The organism is Allorhizobium sp. DMC15, from assembly GCF_056314065.1.
On sequence record NZ_JBQUZB010000001.1, the window covers coordinates 948,272 to 964,809 of the forward strand.

The 16,538-nt window shown below is 62.6% G+C and carries 13 protein-coding genes; 10 read left to right on the top strand and 3 right to left on the bottom strand.

Translation table 11 applies throughout. From position 1 onward, the window contains the following. The first annotated feature begins 128 nt into the window (after positions 1–128). The 4 genes from ACT53S_RS04570 (at position 129) to minE (ending at position 2,678) form a co-directional block, all read left to right on the top strand. On the top strand, positions 129–623 hold the full coding sequence (locus ACT53S_RS04570; protein WP_476066073.1) for a BA14K family protein: 495 nt from the start codon (positions 129–131) through the stop codon (positions 621–623). A gap of 179 nt (positions 624–802) precedes the next feature. Further along, a complete protein-coding gene (gene minC, locus ACT53S_RS04575) occupies positions 803–1,576 on the top strand; it encodes a septum site-determining protein MinC (RefSeq protein WP_476066074.1) in 774 nt (257 codons plus the stop codon). Positions 1,577–1,605: 29 nt separating this feature from the next. Further along, a complete protein-coding gene (gene minD, locus ACT53S_RS04580; RefSeq protein ID WP_113379453.1) occupies positions 1,606–2,421 on the top strand; it encodes a septum site-determining protein MinD in 816 nt (271 codons plus the stop codon). After that, the gene (minE, locus tag ACT53S_RS04585) at positions 2,418–2,678 is read left to right on the top strand and encodes a cell division topological specificity factor MinE (protein WP_113379454.1); all 261 of its coding nucleotides are present in this window, start codon (positions 2,418–2,420) and stop codon (positions 2,676–2,678) included. Before minD ends, minE begins: the two co-directional genes overlap by 4 nt. Positions 2,679–2,787: 109 nt before the next feature. On the opposite strand, the gene ACT53S_RS04590 is transcribed toward minE, so the two are convergent. Continuing rightward, positions 2,788–4,701 (bottom strand): PhoX family protein, encoded by a 1,914-nt coding sequence (locus ACT53S_RS04590; RefSeq protein WP_476066075.1) that lies wholly within the window; start codon positions 4,699–4,701, stop codon positions 2,788–2,790. A 405-nt stretch (positions 4,702–5,106) separates the two neighbouring features. On the opposite strand from ACT53S_RS04590, the gene ACT53S_RS04595 reads away from it, so the two are divergent. The 3 genes from ACT53S_RS04595 to ACT53S_RS04605 all read left to right on the top strand — a co-directional run bounded on the left by ACT53S_RS04595 (position 5,107) and on the right by ACT53S_RS04605 (position 8,248). Further along, the gene (locus tag ACT53S_RS04595) at positions 5,107–6,885 is read left to right on the top strand and encodes an acyl-CoA dehydrogenase (protein WP_476066637.1); all 1,779 of its coding nucleotides are present in this window, start codon (positions 5,107–5,109) and stop codon (positions 6,883–6,885) included. Positions 6,886–7,040: 155 nt separating this feature from the next. After that, positions 7,041–7,799 carry a crotonase/enoyl-CoA hydratase family protein gene (locus ACT53S_RS04600; RefSeq protein ID WP_476066076.1) on the top strand — a complete coding sequence of 253 codons (759 nt, stop codon included), beginning with the start codon at positions 7,041–7,043 and terminating at the stop codon, positions 7,797–7,799. 125 nt (positions 7,800–7,924) lie between these two features. Continuing rightward, entirely contained in the window at positions 7,925–8,248 is a 324-nt protein-coding gene (locus ACT53S_RS04605) for a hypothetical protein (RefSeq protein WP_476066077.1), read from the top strand. Positions 8,249–8,254: 6 nt separating this feature from the next. On the opposite strand, the gene ACT53S_RS04610 is transcribed toward ACT53S_RS04605, so the two are convergent. Beyond that, positions 8,255–9,505 carry a class I SAM-dependent RNA methyltransferase gene (locus ACT53S_RS04610; RefSeq protein WP_476066078.1) on the bottom strand — a complete coding sequence of 417 codons (1,251 nt, stop codon included), beginning with the start codon at positions 9,503–9,505 and terminating at the stop codon, positions 8,255–8,257. After that, positions 9,502–10,344, bottom strand: a complete 843-nt coding sequence (locus ACT53S_RS04615; RefSeq protein WP_476066079.1) for a TlyA family RNA methyltransferase — start codon at positions 10,342–10,344, stop codon at positions 9,502–9,504. The genes ACT53S_RS04610 and ACT53S_RS04615 overlap by 4 nt, the downstream gene beginning before the upstream one ends. Before the next feature lie 630 nt (positions 10,345–10,974). On the opposite strand from ACT53S_RS04615, the gene ACT53S_RS04620 reads away from it, so the two are divergent. The 3 genes from ACT53S_RS04620 (at position 10,975) to ACT53S_RS04630 (ending at position 16,352) form a co-directional block, all read left to right on the top strand. After that, the gene (locus ACT53S_RS04620) at positions 10,975–12,891 is read left to right on the top strand and encodes a methyl-accepting chemotaxis protein (RefSeq protein ID WP_476066080.1); all 1,917 of its coding nucleotides are present in this window, start codon (positions 10,975–10,977) and stop codon (positions 12,889–12,891) included. A 202-nt stretch (positions 12,892–13,093) separates the two neighbouring features. Beyond that, on the top strand, positions 13,094–14,119 hold the full coding sequence (locus ACT53S_RS04625) for a DUF4424 domain-containing protein (RefSeq protein WP_476066081.1): 1,026 nt from the start codon (positions 13,094–13,096) through the stop codon (positions 14,117–14,119). A gap of 208 nt (positions 14,120–14,327) precedes the next feature. After that, positions 14,328–16,352, top strand: coding sequence for a methyl-accepting chemotaxis protein (locus ACT53S_RS04630; RefSeq protein WP_476066082.1), 2,025 nt, complete (start codon positions 14,328–14,330; stop codon positions 16,350–16,352). Positions 16,353–16,538: the final 186 nt, after the last annotated feature.

A 16,538-nucleotide genomic window follows, 5' to 3' on the forward strand; every position in this document is an offset into this window, starting at 1 on the left:
GCAAAGCGCGAGCTATGAACGGCGTGTTAATTCTGAGTTCAGGCTGGCCCCGTTAACCTTTTCTCAAGGTCGAGGACCGGGCGATGTCCGCTCCCGACGGCCGAAAGAAACATGCAGGGAGAAACATCATGAAGAGTGCATTGAAGACGACAGCCGTTGCTGCTCTCGCATCGATCCTCGCCGTCACAAGCATGGTCCCGGCACAGGCGCAGGTTATCCGCCCCGTCGCGCCGGTCACCACGACGACGGATGCCACCAATGTCCAGTATATTGATGGCGGCATTCGCATCTATCGCGACCGTCGTTACGATCGTCGCGACCGCTATGAACGCTGGGACCGCTACGAGCGCGCGCACTACTGGCGCGGCCATCGCGGCTATCGTGAGCGCCGTGCCGGCTACCGTTACCACAACGGCTACTGGTACCCGCTTGCTGCCTTTGCAGCCGGCGCCATTATCGGCGGAGCGATTGCCAACCAGCCCCGCGCCGTCCCGCGTGCCGGCAACATCAACCCGCAGCACTACCAGTGGTGCCAGAACCGCTATCGTTCTTACGACAGCTATTCCAACACCTTCCAGCCGTATAACGGCCCGCGCCAGCAGTGCCTGTCGCCCTATTACTGATCATGCACCGAGGGGGGTTAACCCCTCGCACAGCGGTATCCCGAGAGCCGTCCGCAACGCCCGTTGCGGGCGGCTTTTAGCATGACATTTCCGGCACTTTCCTAACGCCGAAGGTCGGGCATTAACCATTTGTTAACCAAATCAGCACTACTCCTTTCATCAACGATTTGTTTACGTAGATGACCAAAGTGCTAACCGAACCTCGCTCCATCCGCATCAAGGGAAGATCCTTCCTGGCCGTCGTCCTGACGCCGGATCCGCCGTTCGACGACTGGCTCGTCCGGCTCGACGATCTTGCTGCCCGTTCGGCCGGTTTCTTCCTCGGTCGTCCCGTGGTCCTCGACGTCTCCGACATCGAGATCGACAAGCCGCAGCTCAAGGCCCTGATTGCTGAACTGGCTGCGCGCAATGTCTCGATCATGGGCATCGAAGGTGGTCGCCCCTCGCTGGTCGAGCCGGGTATGCCGCCGCAGCTGAAGGGCGGCAAGCCTGCTGCGGATTATGAAGTACCGCGCAACGAAGCCCCGGACGCGGGTGCCGGCAACAGCGGCGAAACCAAGGCCGAGAGTGCGGCTGCGGAGCCGGTGGTGTCCCAGGTGGTCGTTTCGCAGAGTCCGGCCTCGACACCCTCGCTGATCGTGCGCGAAACCATCCGCTCCGGCCAGTCGGTCATCTACACCCAGGGCGACGTCACGGTCATCGGCTCGGTCCAGTCCGGTGCCGAAGTCATCGCCGGCGGATCCGTCCATATCTACGGCGCGCTGCGCGGCAGAGCGCTCGCCGGATGCGTTGGCAATGCCGACGCAAGGATCTTCTGTCGTAAGTTCGAATCCGAGCTGGTTGCAATCGACGGCGTCTACGCGATGACCGACGACATGGATCCAGAATTGAAAGGGCATCCCGTTCAGCTTTGGCTGGAGGGGGATGCAATCATGACAGAAAGAATGACGTGAACTTGAGCGGGGATAGACAGGAGAACAACATGGGCAAGGTGATTGTTGTGACATCAGGCAAGGGCGGGGTCGGCAAGACCACGTCGACAGCCGCTCTGGGTGCCGCGCTCGCGCAGCGCAACGAAAAGGTCGTGGTCGTCGATTTCGACGTGGGCCTTCGCAATCTCGATCTGGTGATGGGCGCCGAGCGCCGCGTCGTCTACGACCTCGTGAACGTGATCCAGGGTGACGCCAAGCTGCCGCAGGCGCTGATCCGCGACAAGCGGCTGGAAACGCTCTTCCTGCTGCCTGCCTCGCAGACCCGCGACAAGGATAACCTGACCGCCGAAGGCGTCGAGCAGGTCATCAACGAGCTGAAGAAGTATTTCGACTGGATCATCTGCGACAGCCCGGCCGGCATCGAACGCGGTGCGACGCTTGCGATGCGCCATGCCGATATGGCCGTCGTCGTCACCAATCCGGAAGTCTCTTCGGTGCGCGATTCGGACCGCATCATCGGTCTCCTGGATTCCAAGACGCTCAAGGCCGAACGCGGCGAGCGCATGGAAAAGCACCTGCTGCTGACCCGCTACGACGCCAACCGCGCCCAGCGTGGCGACATGCTGAAGGTGGACGACGTGCTCGAGATCCTGTCGATCCCGCTGGTCGGCATAATCCCGGAGAGCATGGATGTGCTGCGCGCCTCCAACATCGGTGCGCCTGTCACGCTCGCCGACGCCCGCAGCGCCCCGGCCATGGCCTATTTCGACGCCGCCCGTCGTCTGGCCGGCGAAAACGTTCCGATCACCATCCCTGGCGAGAAGCGTGGTCTCCTCGACAAGATCTTCGCGCGGAGGGCCGCATGAGCATTTTCTCCCTGTTCCGCAAGCAGCGTTCCGCTCCGATGGCGCGCGAACGCCTGCAGGTCCTGCTCGCCCATGAACGGGCGTCGCTAGAAAGCGATCTGGTGGCCGTGCTGCGCGAGGAAATCCTTGCCGTGATCGCCAAGCATGTCGAATTCGACCGTGACAAGGTGCAGATCAAGATGGACCGCGACGAGGACGTGTCGATCCTGGAGATCGATGTCGAAATCCCGCGCAACGCCCAGCGCCTCGCCGCCTGATCGGACCATCGTCTGCGATGGAAAAGGCCGCCGCCGGAAAACCCGGTCGGCGGCCTTCTCTTGTTCTGTGAGAAGGGCAGGGCGGACATTGCCGCCCGGCCCTCGATCCTCAGCCGATCTTGGCGTTGTCGTCCTTCTTGATCGCAACGATCGTCGATCGCGGCAGCTTGCCTTCGCCATCCGGGAAGGGGGCGTCGGGATGCTGGATGCCGACGAAATGGGTGCGCTTGTCGGCCGACCAGGTCTGGCCGGTGACTTCGGCACCCTTCGGGGCGGTGAGGAAGCGCTCGATCCGGCCCGTGACCGGGTCGCCCGCCAGCATCTGGTTGTTGCCCTGGCCGGCGAACTCGCCTTCGTTGGTGTCTTCACCGTCGGTCTGGATCCAGAGAAGACCGGTCGAATCGAACATCATGCCGTCGGGCGAGTTGAACATGTTGCCTTCGTTGATGTTCGACGAGCCGGCATAGGGGCCGTCCTTGTGCACGACCGGGTTGCCGGCCATCAGGAACAGGTCCCACTTGAACTTGCCATCGGCATGGTCGTCATTCTCGGGGTACCAGCGCACGATCTGGCCGTATTCATTGGCCTCGCGCGGGTTGGCAGCGTTTATCTCCATCACGTCGCCACCGGCATTCGTCCGCATCTTGCCGTCCTTCAGAACAGCGCGGTTGCTGTTGTTGGTCAGGCAGCAATAGGCCTCGATGGCAACCGGATTGGTGGCAACCCATTCCGGGCGGTCCATGGTGGTTGCACCCACCTTGGACGCCGCCTGGCGGGTGAAGACGCAGATCTCGTCCATCTTCATGCCGGTCGTCTCTTCGGTGAGCGCAAGCCATTCGCCGTTGCCGTCGTCCGAGAACTTGGCAACGTAGAGCGTGCCTTCATCGAGCAGCTTGGAGGTGTCTCCACCCGGAACGTAGATGCCGTTGGAGACATATTTGTAGAGGAACTCGCCGCGTTCATCGTCGCCCATATAGACGACCACGCGGCCGTCGCGGGCCACGACCACGGCGGCGTTTTCGTGCTTGATACGGCCAAGTGCAGTGCGCTTGATCGGGGTCGAGGAGGCGTCCGACGGATCGATTTCGACGACATAACCGGCGCGACGCGGCTCGTTCGGGTTCTTCGACACGTCGAAGCGCTCATCGAACTTCTCGTAGCCATAGCGGGTCTCGGCTACGATGCCGTAGCGCTTGTAGTCGTCGGGCATCTTGAACTCGGCATTGGTGGTGCCGAAGTAGCCGTTGAAGTTTTCTTCGCAGGTGAGGTAGGTGCCCCACGGCGTCTTGCCGGCGCCGCAGTTGTTGAAGGTCCCGAGACAGTCGACACCATTGGGATCGGCAGCCGTCTTGACGAGCTCGGAGCCGGCGGCAGGACCCGAGAGCTTCATCGGCGTGTTGTGGTGGATACGGCGGTTGAACTTGCTGTCGACCACGATCTGCCAGCCGTCAGCGCCTTCCGCCACTTCCATGACGGTCACGCCCTGCATGTGCTGCAGGATCTTCACGTCGTCGAGCGACTGCGGCATGCCTTCCGGCGCGTGCGGCAGGTTGGTTTCGTTGTTGACGTATTCGTGGTTGACGGCGATGACCTGGGCGCTGCCGATGACGAACAGTTCCATGCCGTCGGTGTTTTCGCCGAAGACCTTGTCGGAGTTTTCGAGCGATACGCCCTTCATCGGGTCGATGTCGGAGGCCGTGGAGAACAGCGGCTGGCCCCACTTGGCAAGCGGCTTCCAGCTATAGCCTTCCGGAACGTGAACGGTGTTGTCGGTGGCGATCGGGATCGGCTTGAAGGCAAAGCGCGAGGCCGCTTCCTGGGCCTGAGCGGACGTGGAGCTCATCAGATTGCCGAGCGTGCCCATGGCCGCAGCGGCAGAACCGAGCGCGAGCACGCCGCCGAGAAAGCCGCGGCGCGACACGGCGCGTTCAACGACACGGTCGAAATCTGTCATGGCCGGCGGCGGATTGTGCAGCTCATCCCATTCGTCCCAGGACAGGTGATTGGTATTGGTCTCGGTCATGGCGGGAGCCTCCTTTGGGTTGAAGTTCATCCCCCGACTAGTCAGCCCGGGTAACAGGGATATGACGAAATCCGAACAGCCCGGCAGATCTGAAAAGGCTGCATTAGAACCTCCCGATCGGCATTCGGCCGCGCGGCGTTTTAAGCCCTTGTCCTACCTTACCTTTGACCCGGACCGCCCCGGATGAGCGCGAGACGGGATCGCCGGCGTTCACACATCTTTGTTGGATCGCCGTTTCCCTCAGGGTCTCTTCCCTGATTTAGGCCGGTGGACGGGACGGCATGACGCATGCAAAAGATTTGACGTTTACGTAAAAATCAATTAGCCAAAGAGAAGAATAAGCCGCGCCTCCTGGGTGGGAGACTGGGCGTGGCCACGAGCATACGCCAGTTGGAGGAGCACGTCATGTACAAGGCGCCCGTAGAAGAGATCGCGTTCACCCTCAAGCATGTCGCTGGGCTCTCGAAAGCTATTGACGATGGCAAGCTGGGGGATCTCAGCGATGACCTCGTCGACGCGATCTTGACCGAAGCCGGCCGCTTCGCCTCCGATGAGGTCGCCCCGCTCGCCGAAATTGGCGACAAACAGGGCGCCCGCATGGTCGATGGCAAGGTGATCGTTCCCGACGGCTGGGACAATCTCTACCGCGCCTGGGCCGAAGGCGGCTGGAACTCTCTGACGGCGTCCGAGGATTTCGGCGGGCAGGGGCTTCCGCATATGCTGAACGTCGCCGCACTCGAAATGTGGAATTCCGGCTCCATGGGCTTTGCGCTCGGACCGACGCTGACCATGGGCGCCGTCGATGCCGTCACCGCGCACGGTTCCGAGGAATTGAAGGCGAAGTATTTGCCGAAAATGGTCTCCGGCGAATGGACCGGCACCATGAACCTCACCGAACCCCATGCCGGCTCCGATCTCGGCGTCATGAAGTCCCGCGCCGAGCGTCGCGATGACGGCACCTACCGTATCTTCGGCCAGAAGATCTTCATCACCTGGGGCGAGCACGAGATCACCGAGAACATCATCCATCTCGTTCTCGCGCGTCTTCCCGATGCACCCGCCGGCACACGCGGCATCTCGCTCTTCCTCGTGCCGAAATACCTCGTCAACGACGACGGCTCGCTCGGTGCCCGCAACGACCTCCACTGCCATTCGCTGGAGCACAAGCTCGGCATCCACGGCTCGCCGACCTGCACCATGATCTATGGCGACGGCAAGTATGGCGACGAGCCGGGCGCGATCGGCTGGCTGATCGGCGAGGAGAACAAGGGCCTCGCCTGCATGTTCACCATGATGAACAATGCCCGCCTGGCCGTCGGCATGCAGGGTGTTGCCATCTGCGAAGCCGCCACCCAGAAGGCCGTGCAGTATGCCAAGGAGCGCACCCAGGGCAAGGCGCCCGGCTGGACGGGGCAGGGCATGTCGCCGATCATCGAGCATCCGGATGTCGCCCGCATGCTGGTGACGATGAAGGCGCTGACGCAAGGTTCGCGCGCCATCTGCTATGTCTGCGCCCACGCCACCGACATGAGCCATCATGCCGAAGGCGATGAGGCTCGCCATTGGGCCGAGCGGGCCGCCTTGCTGACCCCGATCGCAAAGTCTTTCGCCACAGATGCTGGCGTCGATGTCGCCTCGCTCGGTATCCAGACCCATGGCGGCATGGGTTTCATCGAGGAAACGGGTGCCGCCCGCTACTGGCGCGACAGCCGCATTGCGCCGATCTATGAGGGCACCAACGGCATCCAGGCCGCCGACCTCGTGACCCGCAAGCTGCCGCTCTCCAACGGCAACCATGTGCGCGGTTACATCACCGAGCTGAAGCAGGTGGTGAACGCCGTCCGCGCCTCCAATCTCGAAGGGTTTGGCGAGACGGCCGCCCGCCTCGATGCGAGCCTCGCCGATCTCGAAGACACCACCGAATGGCTGCTCTCGCAGCTCGCTGCTGGCAATGCGTCTGCAGCGCTGGCCGGAGCCACACCCTACCAGCGCCTTTTCGGTCTCGCTTTGACCGGTGTCTACCTCGCCAAGGGCGCCCTTGCCGACGAGGAACACGGCCGCGACAACCGCCTGGCCCTGTGCCGCTTCGCCGCCGAGAACCTGATCGCCGAGACTGCTGCCCTCAAGGACCGCGTCATCAACGGCGAGGCAAGCCTCAATGCAGCCAGGGCACTGTTTGCATAAGCTCCCACCTCCCCCTTGAGGGGGGAGGTCGCCGCAAAGCGGCGGGTGGGGGTGACCCTGCCACAACCAGCATATGTCGTTGATCACCCCACCCCGGAGCTGCGCTCCGACCCTCCCCCTCAAGGGGAGGGTGGGGACCACCCGAGGAAGCCGAGATGACCGACCACATTGAGATCACCCGCCCAGAAGCCCATCCCGGCGTCCTCGTCCTGCGCTTCAACCGGCCGGACAAGAAAAACGCCATCACGCAGGCCATGTACCAGAAGCTGACCGCGGGCCTGCTCGAAGGCGAGCAGGAGAACACGATCCGCGCCATGGTCTTCCTCGGCACCGAAGGTTGCTTCTCCGCCGGCAATGACATGGCCGATTTCTTGGGCTTCGCCATGGCCGGCGCCGTCGGCGAACCTGCCGCTTTCGGCTTGTTGAAAGCGCTGACCGAAGTCACCAAGCCGCTGGTCTCGGGCGTCGACGGTCTGGCCATTGGGATCGGCACGACGCTGCACATGCATTGCGACCTGACGGTCGCCTCCGACCGCAGCCTGTTCAAGACCCCCTTCGTCGATCTGGCGCTGGTCCCGGAAGCCGCCTCCAGCCTGATTGCCCCGCGCATCATGGGCCATCAGCGCGCCTTTGCCATGCTCGCCGCCAGTGAAGGTTTCTCCGCCGAACAGGCCCGGGAGGCAGGCCTGATCTGGAAAGTGGTCGCGCCGGATCAGGTGGAGGCGGAAACGCTGAAGCTCGCATCTTCGCTTGCCGCGAAGCCCCCGGCGGCGATGAAGATCGCCCGCGCGCTGGTCAAGGGCAGTGCCGAGGAGGTGCGCGCCCGCATGCAGGAAGAACTCGTCCACTTCGTCGCCCAGCTGAAGAGCGCCGAAGCAAGGGCTGCCTTCGAAGCCTTCATGAAGGGGCGCTGAGGGCCCGGCGTTGCCGGCGTTACTGTCAGCGCCGGTTCAGCCTCTGTTCAGCCTTTTCGGCCTAGGGTCGCAACAAGTACGCCTGTCGGGCGTTTGACCTGTTCATTTCCGGTTTCGAGGTTTCCATGTTGCGTGTGTTCTGTGTCGCAATCGGCCTGATGATGGCCGCTTTCTCCGCCCATGCCGGCCCCATGTCGGTGATGCCGGGGCAGCCAGGAAAGGCCGCCCTCGTTTTTGTCGACAGCAACGACGATAACGACATCATCCAGAGCGAATCCAACCGGCCCCGCCAACCTTATGTCCGCCCGCAGCGCTATGTCTGCGTCATCGATCAGTCCGACATGATCGGCGGCACCGGCCAGGCCCAATGCCCGGCTAAGCCCGGCCGCGTCGGTGGCAAATGCCGCTGCTCCAACGTCACCGGTTCGGGCACGCTCTATACCTACTGAGCGGCCTCAGCCCTTCGTCAGCGTCGCCACCGCCTCGACATGCGGCGACCAGAGGAACTGGTCGATGGGCGTCACGGTGTCGATCCGGTAGCCACCGGCGGTCAGGATCGCGAGATCGCGGGCCAGCGTCAGCGGGTTGCAACTGATCGCAACGATCTTCTTCACCTGCGATTTCGCCAGTTCGAGACACTGGGCTTCGGCGCCGGCGCGCGGAGGGTCGAAGACCACAGCGTCGAAGCTCTTGAACTCCGACGTCATCAGCGGCCGGCGGAAGAGGTCGCGCCGCTCGATGCTGACGGGCTTCAGTCCTTGCGTCATGCGCGCACCCTGATCGAGCGCCTTGATTGCCTTCTCGTCGGACTCGACGGCGAACACGCTCGCTTTGCGGGCGATGCGCAGCGCAAACGTTCCGACCCCAGAAAAGAGATCCGCGACCTTCTTCGCCTTGCCGATATGGGCAATCGCAAGTTCTGCCATATGGGCTTCGGCTTCCAGCGTCGCCTGGGTAAAGCCCCCTGGCGGCAGCACGACCCTTGCGCCGTCGAAATCGAGCAGCGGTTTGTGCGGCTCGATGACGATTTCGCCATTGGCCGAAACGCGGGCAATGCTCTTCAGCTTGATCACGGCATTGGTAACGGCGCGCCGCGCCTGATCGCCAAGCCCGCCGCGCAGCCCGTCGAGCGAGATGTCGAGACCGGTGAGTGTCTCAGTCACGGTGATGCGGAAGTGTTCGGCACCGCAGGCATTGGCGATGATCTTGATCGCGTCCAGCCGGGAGATCAGCCCGTCCGACGCGATGGGACATTCCTCCACCCGCACGACGTGATGCGTCTCGGCCTGCATGAAGCCCATCACCAGACCATGCTCACGCCGCCGGGCGGTGAAGACGAGGCGCCGCCGCTGATGCGGATGAGCCTCGAAGATCTTGCCGACCGGCACGTCCAGCCCCTTCGATTTCAGCGCATCGATCACGATCTGTCGCTTGAAGTCGTTGTAGGGAGCCTTGGCCAGATGCTGCAGCGAGCAGCCGCCACAGACGCCACCGACCCCGTCGGGTCCGAAATGCTTGCAAGGCGGCGCGACGCGATCGGGCGAGGTCGAGGCAAACGACATGATCGTGCCCTCGTTCTTTACCCGCGCAATGGCGACGGTTTCCCCCGGCAGGGCGAAGGGCACGAAGACGGGGCCGTCGGGACCATGCGCGACCCCGTCGCCCTTGGCACCGAGACTGGCGATGGTGACGCTGTCCGCGCTCATGCCTCGTCCCCTTCGTCACCGAGGTCGCCGTCGCCGTCGACATCGTCATCGAGATCATCGTCGTCGCCAGCGTGGCGCTGTGCATCGAGCGGCTTCACACCGGCGAGCAGAAACTCCTCGTTGCCGTCTCCACCGGAGATGGGCGAGGGGATGAGTCCGAGGCTCGTCCAGCCCATGTCTTCTGTCAGCCAGCGTTCCAGCTCCGCTGCCACCAGCGGTGCCGTTTCCGGCTCCTTCAGCAGGCCCGCCTTGCTGATCGCCTCGCGCCCGGCCTCGAATTGCGGCTTGACCAGCAGCAGGCAATGCGCGCCCGGCTCGGCAAGCTCCAGCGCTGGCACCAGCGCGAGCTTCAGCGAGATGAAGGAAACATCCGAGACGACGAAATCGATCGGCCGGTCGTCAATATCTTCCGCTTCCATATAGCGGGCGTTAAGCCCCTCGATATTGGTGACGCGCGGATCGGCCGCGAGCCGCGGATGGAACTGGCCATGGCCGACATCCACCGAGACGACGTGTGCTGCGCCACGCTTCAGAAGCACTTCCGTGAAGCCACCGGTCGATGCCCCGACATCGAGACAGTCGCAGCCTTCGGGCGAGAGCCCGAAATGGTCGAGCCCCGCGACCAGCTTCAGCGCCGCCCGCGACACATAATCCTGCGCCGGATCGTCGATGGTGAACTGGTGGGTTGCGGCAAAGACGAGGCTGGGTTTGGTGACGACTTTGCCGTCCACCTTCACGGTGCCGCGCTGGATCGCATCACGCGCGCGGGAGCGGCTGGCAAAGAGGTCGAGGGCGACCAGAAGCTGGTCGAGGCGCTGGGGTTCGGGCAAATGTCTCATGTCCCGTCAATGATCGTTGACGCGTTGCGGCGCAAGTCTTTTTCTGACCTTGGCGCCCCTGTCTTGCCCGCTGCAGCTCTAGTCGGCGGGTTGCGCAGCGTTTGATAGCTTGATCCGGGGTTTCATTAGGAAAGATTTAATCGTCAAGCGCTAATATTCCCTCGTCGGCCGATATAGATCTCCTCCTCCCAAGCGATCGTCGACCGGTACGAACCCTGCGCGCTCCCTTCCCCTCCGGACCGCAGACACACTGAAGCCCTCCGGTTTCGGGCCCGGAGGGCTTCATTTTAACTGGAACCTGTCACAAGCTGGCTCTTTTTTGGGCTTTGGCGGCAATAGTCGAATTATGCCTGCTTAACAACTAATCAGAATACGCGAATTTAGGGATGTGTTTACGAATGACGCCTAAGGTAACGTTATCAGGCCTTCGATTTCTGAGGGTTTTCACCTGCCACCGTTCTCAATGATGAGGCTACGTGGCCATTTCCCTTGGCGGCAGGAGCATGCTGTCTTCCAGCCAAGATAGACAACATGTCAGCGATTTCTTGCGCTGATCAATCAACCCTGCAGTGATCGTCTGCCTCGATCGACGGGCTTTTGCCGAATATGTGACCTCCCCGGAGCGTGATTATGGTTCTACTCAACAACATGCGCACGATTGCCAAGATGATCTGCGCTTTCGCACTGGTCATCGTCATCAGTGTTGTCGTCAATGCCCTGAGCTGGTCCTCCCTTTCGTTTCAACAGACGGCGAACGGCTGGACGGTGCACACGTATGAAGTGTTGGATCGGGTCAACGCGATCGTTGCAGCGATGGTTGATCGCGAGACGGGCGTGCGCGGTTATCTTCTGTCCGGAGACGAGGCCTTCCTTGCCCCCTACGAGGCTGGTTCGAAGAACTACAAGGAAGCCTTCGAGAAGGCGGTTCAGCTCACGTCTGACAATGCGACACAGCAGAAGCGTTTCGCCGAGCTCGATGCTCTGGTCAAAGGTTGGACCGAAGAGGTTGCCTCCAAAGAGATCGCACTCATGAAGGATCCGGCGACCGTCGAACAGGCACGCGCCATGGAAATCGGCGGAGCAGGCAAGAAGTGGATGGACGGCATACGCGCCAAGGCTGCCGAAATCGCCGGCGATGAAGCCGCTCTCCTGACCGATCGTTCCGCGGCTGCCAGCGATGCGGCAGATGGCGCGCGCAAGACCATCCTCGCAGGTGCTGCAGCCATGATCATTGCGGTCGTCGGCGTGCTGGTTCTGCTTCAGAAGAGCCTGGTGTCCCCCCTTGTGCGCATTGCCGGTTCCATGCGTGTGCTGGCCGCTGGAGACACCAATGTTGGCGTGCCGGGTGTTGGACGTAAGGACGAGGTCGGTGAGATGGCCGCTGCGGTGGAGGTGTTCCGTCAGAACGCCATTGCCAACCGCAAGCTTGAGGACGAGGCCGCCGCCGCCCGTGGTCAGACTGAGGAGGCGCGTCTTGCCAATCAGCGGCGCATCCAGGAAGAAGCCGAAAAGCTGCGCTTCGCCACCGAAACGCTGGGCAACGGTCTGCAGCGCCTGGCGCAGGGCGACATCTCCTTCCAGCTGACGGAGACGTTTGCGGAGGACTACGAACCCCTGCGGCAGAACTTCAATGCGTCGCTGCAGCAACTCGCGTCCACCATTGGCGCGGTCCTGAACAGCGTGACGAGCATGGACAGCGGCACCCGTGAGATTTCAGCCGGCGCAAGCGATCTGTCCAAGCGCACGGAACAGCAGGCCGCGTCGCTTGAGGAAACCGCAGCCGCCCTGGATCAGATCACGGTCAATGTTCGCAACTCCTCCCAGCGGACGGAGGAAGCCCGCAGCGTGGCAGTCCTGGCAAACGAGAACGCGGCCCGTTCTGCGCAGGTTGTCTCTCAGGCGGTCGAAGCCATGCGGCGCATCGAGGACAGCTCGCAGCAGATTTCCAACATCATCGGCGTGATTGACGAGATTGCCTTCCAGACCAATCTCCTGGCGCTCAATGCGGGTGTCGAAGCAGCGCGCGCCGGGGAAGCCGGCAAGGGTTTTGCCGTCGTTGCCCAGGAAGTCCGCGAACTGGCCCAGCGTTCAGCCCAGGCGGCCAAGGAGATCAAGGCTCTCATCACCGCGTCCGGTACCCAGGTCAGCTCCGGCGTGGCGCTGGTCGGTGAGACCGGCACCGCCCTAAAGGCGATCGGCGAATATGTCGTGCAGATCAACACGTTGATGGATGCCATCGCAGGCTCCGCCCGTGAGCAGTCGACCGGCCTTGCGGAGGTCAATTCTGCCGTCAACCAGATGGACCAGACGACGCAGCAGAACGCAGCCATGGTCGAGCAGTCGACGGCAGCCTCTGCCGCGCTCGCCCAGGAAGCGGCACGACTGCGCTCGCTGGTCGCCCAGTTCAAGCTGTCGGGGCAGGAAAGCGCCGGCGGGCCCAACGAAGCCCGCGCAGCGCGGTCTCGGCCAGGTAGCGAACAACTCCGCCGCCCCGCCACCGCCGTCCAGGGCAATCTGGCGATGAAGCAGGAATGGAGCGAGTTCTGATCGCGGAATTCGCAGTAGAGGCGCCCCCGCCGAGAGCGGGGGCGTTTCGTTGTCTGGAGAACAGTTTTAGCGATGGGTGAGGGGCTTCCCGAATCCCGCGGTTTTACCCACACTTGGTTTGAAACCGCCATTGACCGCAGCGGAAGGCGCTCTCTAGTCTGGGCACAATGTTCCATGGCTTGCGTGATGAGGAAGACGGACGATGAAGGCACTGGCGATCACTGCGACCTTGGCAACTGTACTACAGGCGGCCATCGCGACGGGTGCCTTTGCCAACGATACGATGGCCGTGCTCGGAGCCGGTGGTCTCGTCTTCACCCACACGCAACAGGTGACGATGGCGCGGGAGGATCTCTACATCTCTCCCGAGCGCGTCGACGTCAAATACACCTATCGCAACACCGGCGACACGGACGTGAGCACGATCGTCGCCTTTCCCATGCCCAAGATCGGTGGGCCGATCGAAATCATGGCCGCGGTGCCAGACGAGCAGAGCGACAACTTCATGGGTTTCTCGGTCGTGCAGGACGGCGAGACGATCGAACCGAACCTTCAGCAACGAGCCGTCGTTCAGGGCATCGACTTCACCGAGGAGCTCGAGGCGCAGGGGGTTCCGTTGCAGCCGCTGTCGGACAAGGCCCGGAAGGCCGTCGCGGGTCTTGATGAGACTGTGCTCAAGGACTGGTTGACCAAGGGTCTTGTCGCCGACATGGACTACGGTGAAGGAAAGCCGGAATACGTGCCCGCCTGGGAGCTGGAGTCCGTCTACTGGTGGGAAACGACCTTCCCGGCTGGTGAAGACGTCGAGGTCGAGCACACCTATCGCCCCAGCGTCGGCGGTATCTCAGGTCTATCCTTCATCTACGAGGACAAACCCGACGAGCTGTTCGAAGACTACAAAAAACGCTACTGCCTCGACGACGATTTCATGAGGACGGCGATCAAACTGCAAAAATCGCAGAACTTCGACGCCGGTCTCTACTATTTCGAGCAGTGGCTGTCCTACATCCTGATGACCGGCAACAACTGGTTCGGTCCCATCGAGGATTTTCACCTGACCGTGGACAAGGGCAACCCAAACCACATCATCAGCTTCTGTGGCGAGGGCATCAAGAAGACCGGACCGACGACCTTCGAGATGCGTGCCAAGGATTTCGTGCCGTCGCGCGATCTCGACATCCTGATGGTCGTCTCCAGCAAAGACTGGAAACCAGCCAATCAGCCATGATTTGGTAACGGGTTGTAAAACCGTTTTCGACACTATCGCGCCGATCGGATGCGTCCGGCTTCCCCCTGAGTGCGCCATGACGGCTGCGCGAACCCCGGATTGATCATTTACGTGCTCCCTTCGGCGATGCCTGTGGCATCGCTTGCCGCCATGCGCCCCGAACCAGCGGGTGCGCAGGCCCGAAAGTCATGACCGAAAGTTAAGGCCCATGTCGCTCAACAACCTGTCTCTTAGCAAAAAGCTCATCCTGACCTTCTGCACCATCATGGCGGGATGTTTCCTGGCATCGGTTGTCGTGTTCGTGCAGGCCTATACGGCAAAGAACGCGATCGTCGACCAGGACCGCGCCCAGCGCATCGTCAACTTCGTGGATGCCGCAATGACCGCCATGGCGGAGCAGGCGGCAAACGAGCGGGGCTACATCCTGACGGGCAGTGACACGACATTGGCCGCCGTCGAAACGCAGGGCAAGGCCTTGCAGACGGCGCTGGCCGAAGCTGCGACATTGGCGGCCGGTGACGAGGCGCTGCTCGGCAAGATCGAGGCTATGCGCGTCGCCGCACAAGACTACGGCAAAAACGTCGCGGATCCGCAAATCGCCGCCCGCAAGGCAGGCACGCTCGGGATCCCTGAAATTGCCGCCATCGGCAAGGTAGATGGTGTCGGCGAACTGGACCAGTTCCGCAATGCTGCGGCCGACATCAAAACCCTTCTCGCGGAACGCACGACCGCCATTCGCGCACAGCTTGATTATGCGCATCATGCCCTTGAACTCGCGTTGATCCTGGGCGCCGCCGTTGCCGGCGTCTTTGCCGTCGGCCTGATCTGGCTGCTGGCCCGGTCCATCGTCACCCCGATCACCGGCATGACCGATGCCATGGGACGCTTGGCGGCGGGTGATCATCAGGTCGAGGTCCCCGCTGTGGATCGCGGCGACGAAGTCGGCCGGATGGCCAAGGCCGTTCTTGTCTTCAAGGATGCCGCGATCGAAAGCGCCCGGATGGCCGAGGAGCGCCGCTCGATGCGTGAACAGGCCGAAGTCGAGCGCCAGAAGACGGAAGCGGAAAAGGCGAGCGAAGCCGAGGAAATCCGTTTCGCCATGGCCGAACTGGAGAAGGGGCTGACTGCGCTTGCCAATGGCGATGTCGCCTTGCGGCTGGAACGTCCCTTTGCGCCGCGCCTCGACAGCCTGCGCGGCAGTTTCAACGATTCCGTCGACAAGTTGCAGGCCGCGCTTCGCACCGTCGGAGACAACGCCAAGGCCATCAATGCTGGCGCTGCCGAAATCCGTGCCTCAGCCGACGATCTTGCCAAACGCACGGAACAACAGGCCGCCTCCGTCGAGCAGACGGCCGCAGCCGTCGAGGAAGTCACGACCACCGTCAAGGACACGGCCCAGCGCGCCGAGGACGTCGGTCAACTGGTCGAACGGACGCGCGCCGGTGCAGAGCGCTCGGGCGAAGTCGTGCGCTCCGCTGTCGCGGCCATGTCTGGTATCGAACAGTCCTCACAGTCGATCTCCAACATCATCGGGGTGATCGAGGACATTGCGTTTCAGACCAACCTCCTCGCCCTCAACGCCGGTGTCGAAGCGGCCCGTGCCGGAGAAGCCGGCAAGGGTTTTGCGGTTGTGGCCCAGGAAGTGCGCGAACTTGCCCAACGGTCGGCGAATGCCGCCCGCGAGATCAAGTCGCTGATCGCCAACTCCACAGCCCAGGTCGGCAACGGCGTGGCACTGGTTGGCGAAACCGGGACAGAGCTTGAGAAAATCGTCGGTGCCGTCCAGGAAATCAGCCATCACGTGCAGGCGATCGTCACGGCTGCCCGCGAACAATCGACCGGCCTGCAGGAAATCAACCTCGCCGTGACCGCCATGGACCAGGGCACCCAGCAGAACGCCGCCATGGTGGAACAGCAGACGGCCGCCTCCCATGCGCTCGCCGCCGAAGCGGACTCGCTGAACACGCTGCTTGCCCAGTTCCGTCTGGGGCAGGGCGGCTCTGCCGCTGCTTCCGCTCCGGTGCGGTTCTCCGGCGCGACCGCCTCTGGTCGAGCGGCGCCGTCGCCAGCAGCCCCTCCTGTGCGGTCTCAGCCGAAGCCCGCCTCCGGCTCCCATATGGCCGCGCCGTCACCTGCCCGCGCTCTCGCCGGCAAGCTCAGCCGCGCGTTTGCGGCAAGCCAGCCCGCTACTCCGGCGGCTGCACCGGTTCAGCAGGACTGGACCGAGTTCTGATCCGCAGAGCCCAATTCGAAATGTTTGCGGCGGCCAGGTCATGGCTGCCGCATGCACGACGGGATTAAAGATATCTGATTTCTCCATGGCAAGATCTTGCGGTCCGGAACCGAAAATTAACGGCTTCTCGTCCAAATGGTATCGTTAACATCACCCACCGAAGCCGGTGGCCCGCCACGGACCTTC

Coding starts and splice junctions, on each gene's coding strand:
- ACT53S_RS04570 (WP_476066073.1), top strand. CDS start 129: ATGAAGAGTGCATTGAAGACGACAGCCGTTGCTGCTCTCGCATCGATC.
- minC (WP_476066074.1), top strand. CDS start 803: ATGACCAAAGTGCTAACCGAACCTCGCTCCATCCGCATCAAGGGAAGA.
- minD (WP_113379453.1), top strand. CDS start 1,606: ATGGGCAAGGTGATTGTTGTGACATCAGGCAAGGGCGGGGTCGGCAAG.
- minE (WP_113379454.1), top strand. CDS start 2,418: ATGAGCATTTTCTCCCTGTTCCGCAAGCAGCGTTCCGCTCCGATGGCG.
- ACT53S_RS04590 (WP_476066075.1), bottom strand. CDS start 4,701: ATGACCGAGACCAATACCAATCACCTGTCCTGGGACGAATGGGATGAG.
- ACT53S_RS04595 (WP_476066637.1), top strand. CDS start 5,107: ATGTACAAGGCGCCCGTAGAAGAGATCGCGTTCACCCTCAAGCATGTC.
- ACT53S_RS04600 (WP_476066076.1), top strand. CDS start 7,041: ATGACCGACCACATTGAGATCACCCGCCCAGAAGCCCATCCCGGCGTC.
- ACT53S_RS04605 (WP_476066077.1), top strand. CDS start 7,925: ATGTTGCGTGTGTTCTGTGTCGCAATCGGCCTGATGATGGCCGCTTTC.
- ACT53S_RS04610 (WP_476066078.1), bottom strand. CDS start 9,505: ATGAGCGCGGACAGCGTCACCATCGCCAGTCTCGGTGCCAAGGGCGAC.
- ACT53S_RS04615 (WP_476066079.1), bottom strand. CDS start 10,344: ATGAGACATTTGCCCGAACCCCAGCGCCTCGACCAGCTTCTGGTCGCC.
- ACT53S_RS04620 (WP_476066080.1), top strand. CDS start 10,975: ATGGTTCTACTCAACAACATGCGCACGATTGCCAAGATGATCTGCGCT.
- ACT53S_RS04625 (WP_476066081.1), top strand. CDS start 13,094: ATGAAGGCACTGGCGATCACTGCGACCTTGGCAACTGTACTACAGGCG.
- ACT53S_RS04630 (WP_476066082.1), top strand. CDS start 14,328: ATGTCGCTCAACAACCTGTCTCTTAGCAAAAAGCTCATCCTGACCTTC.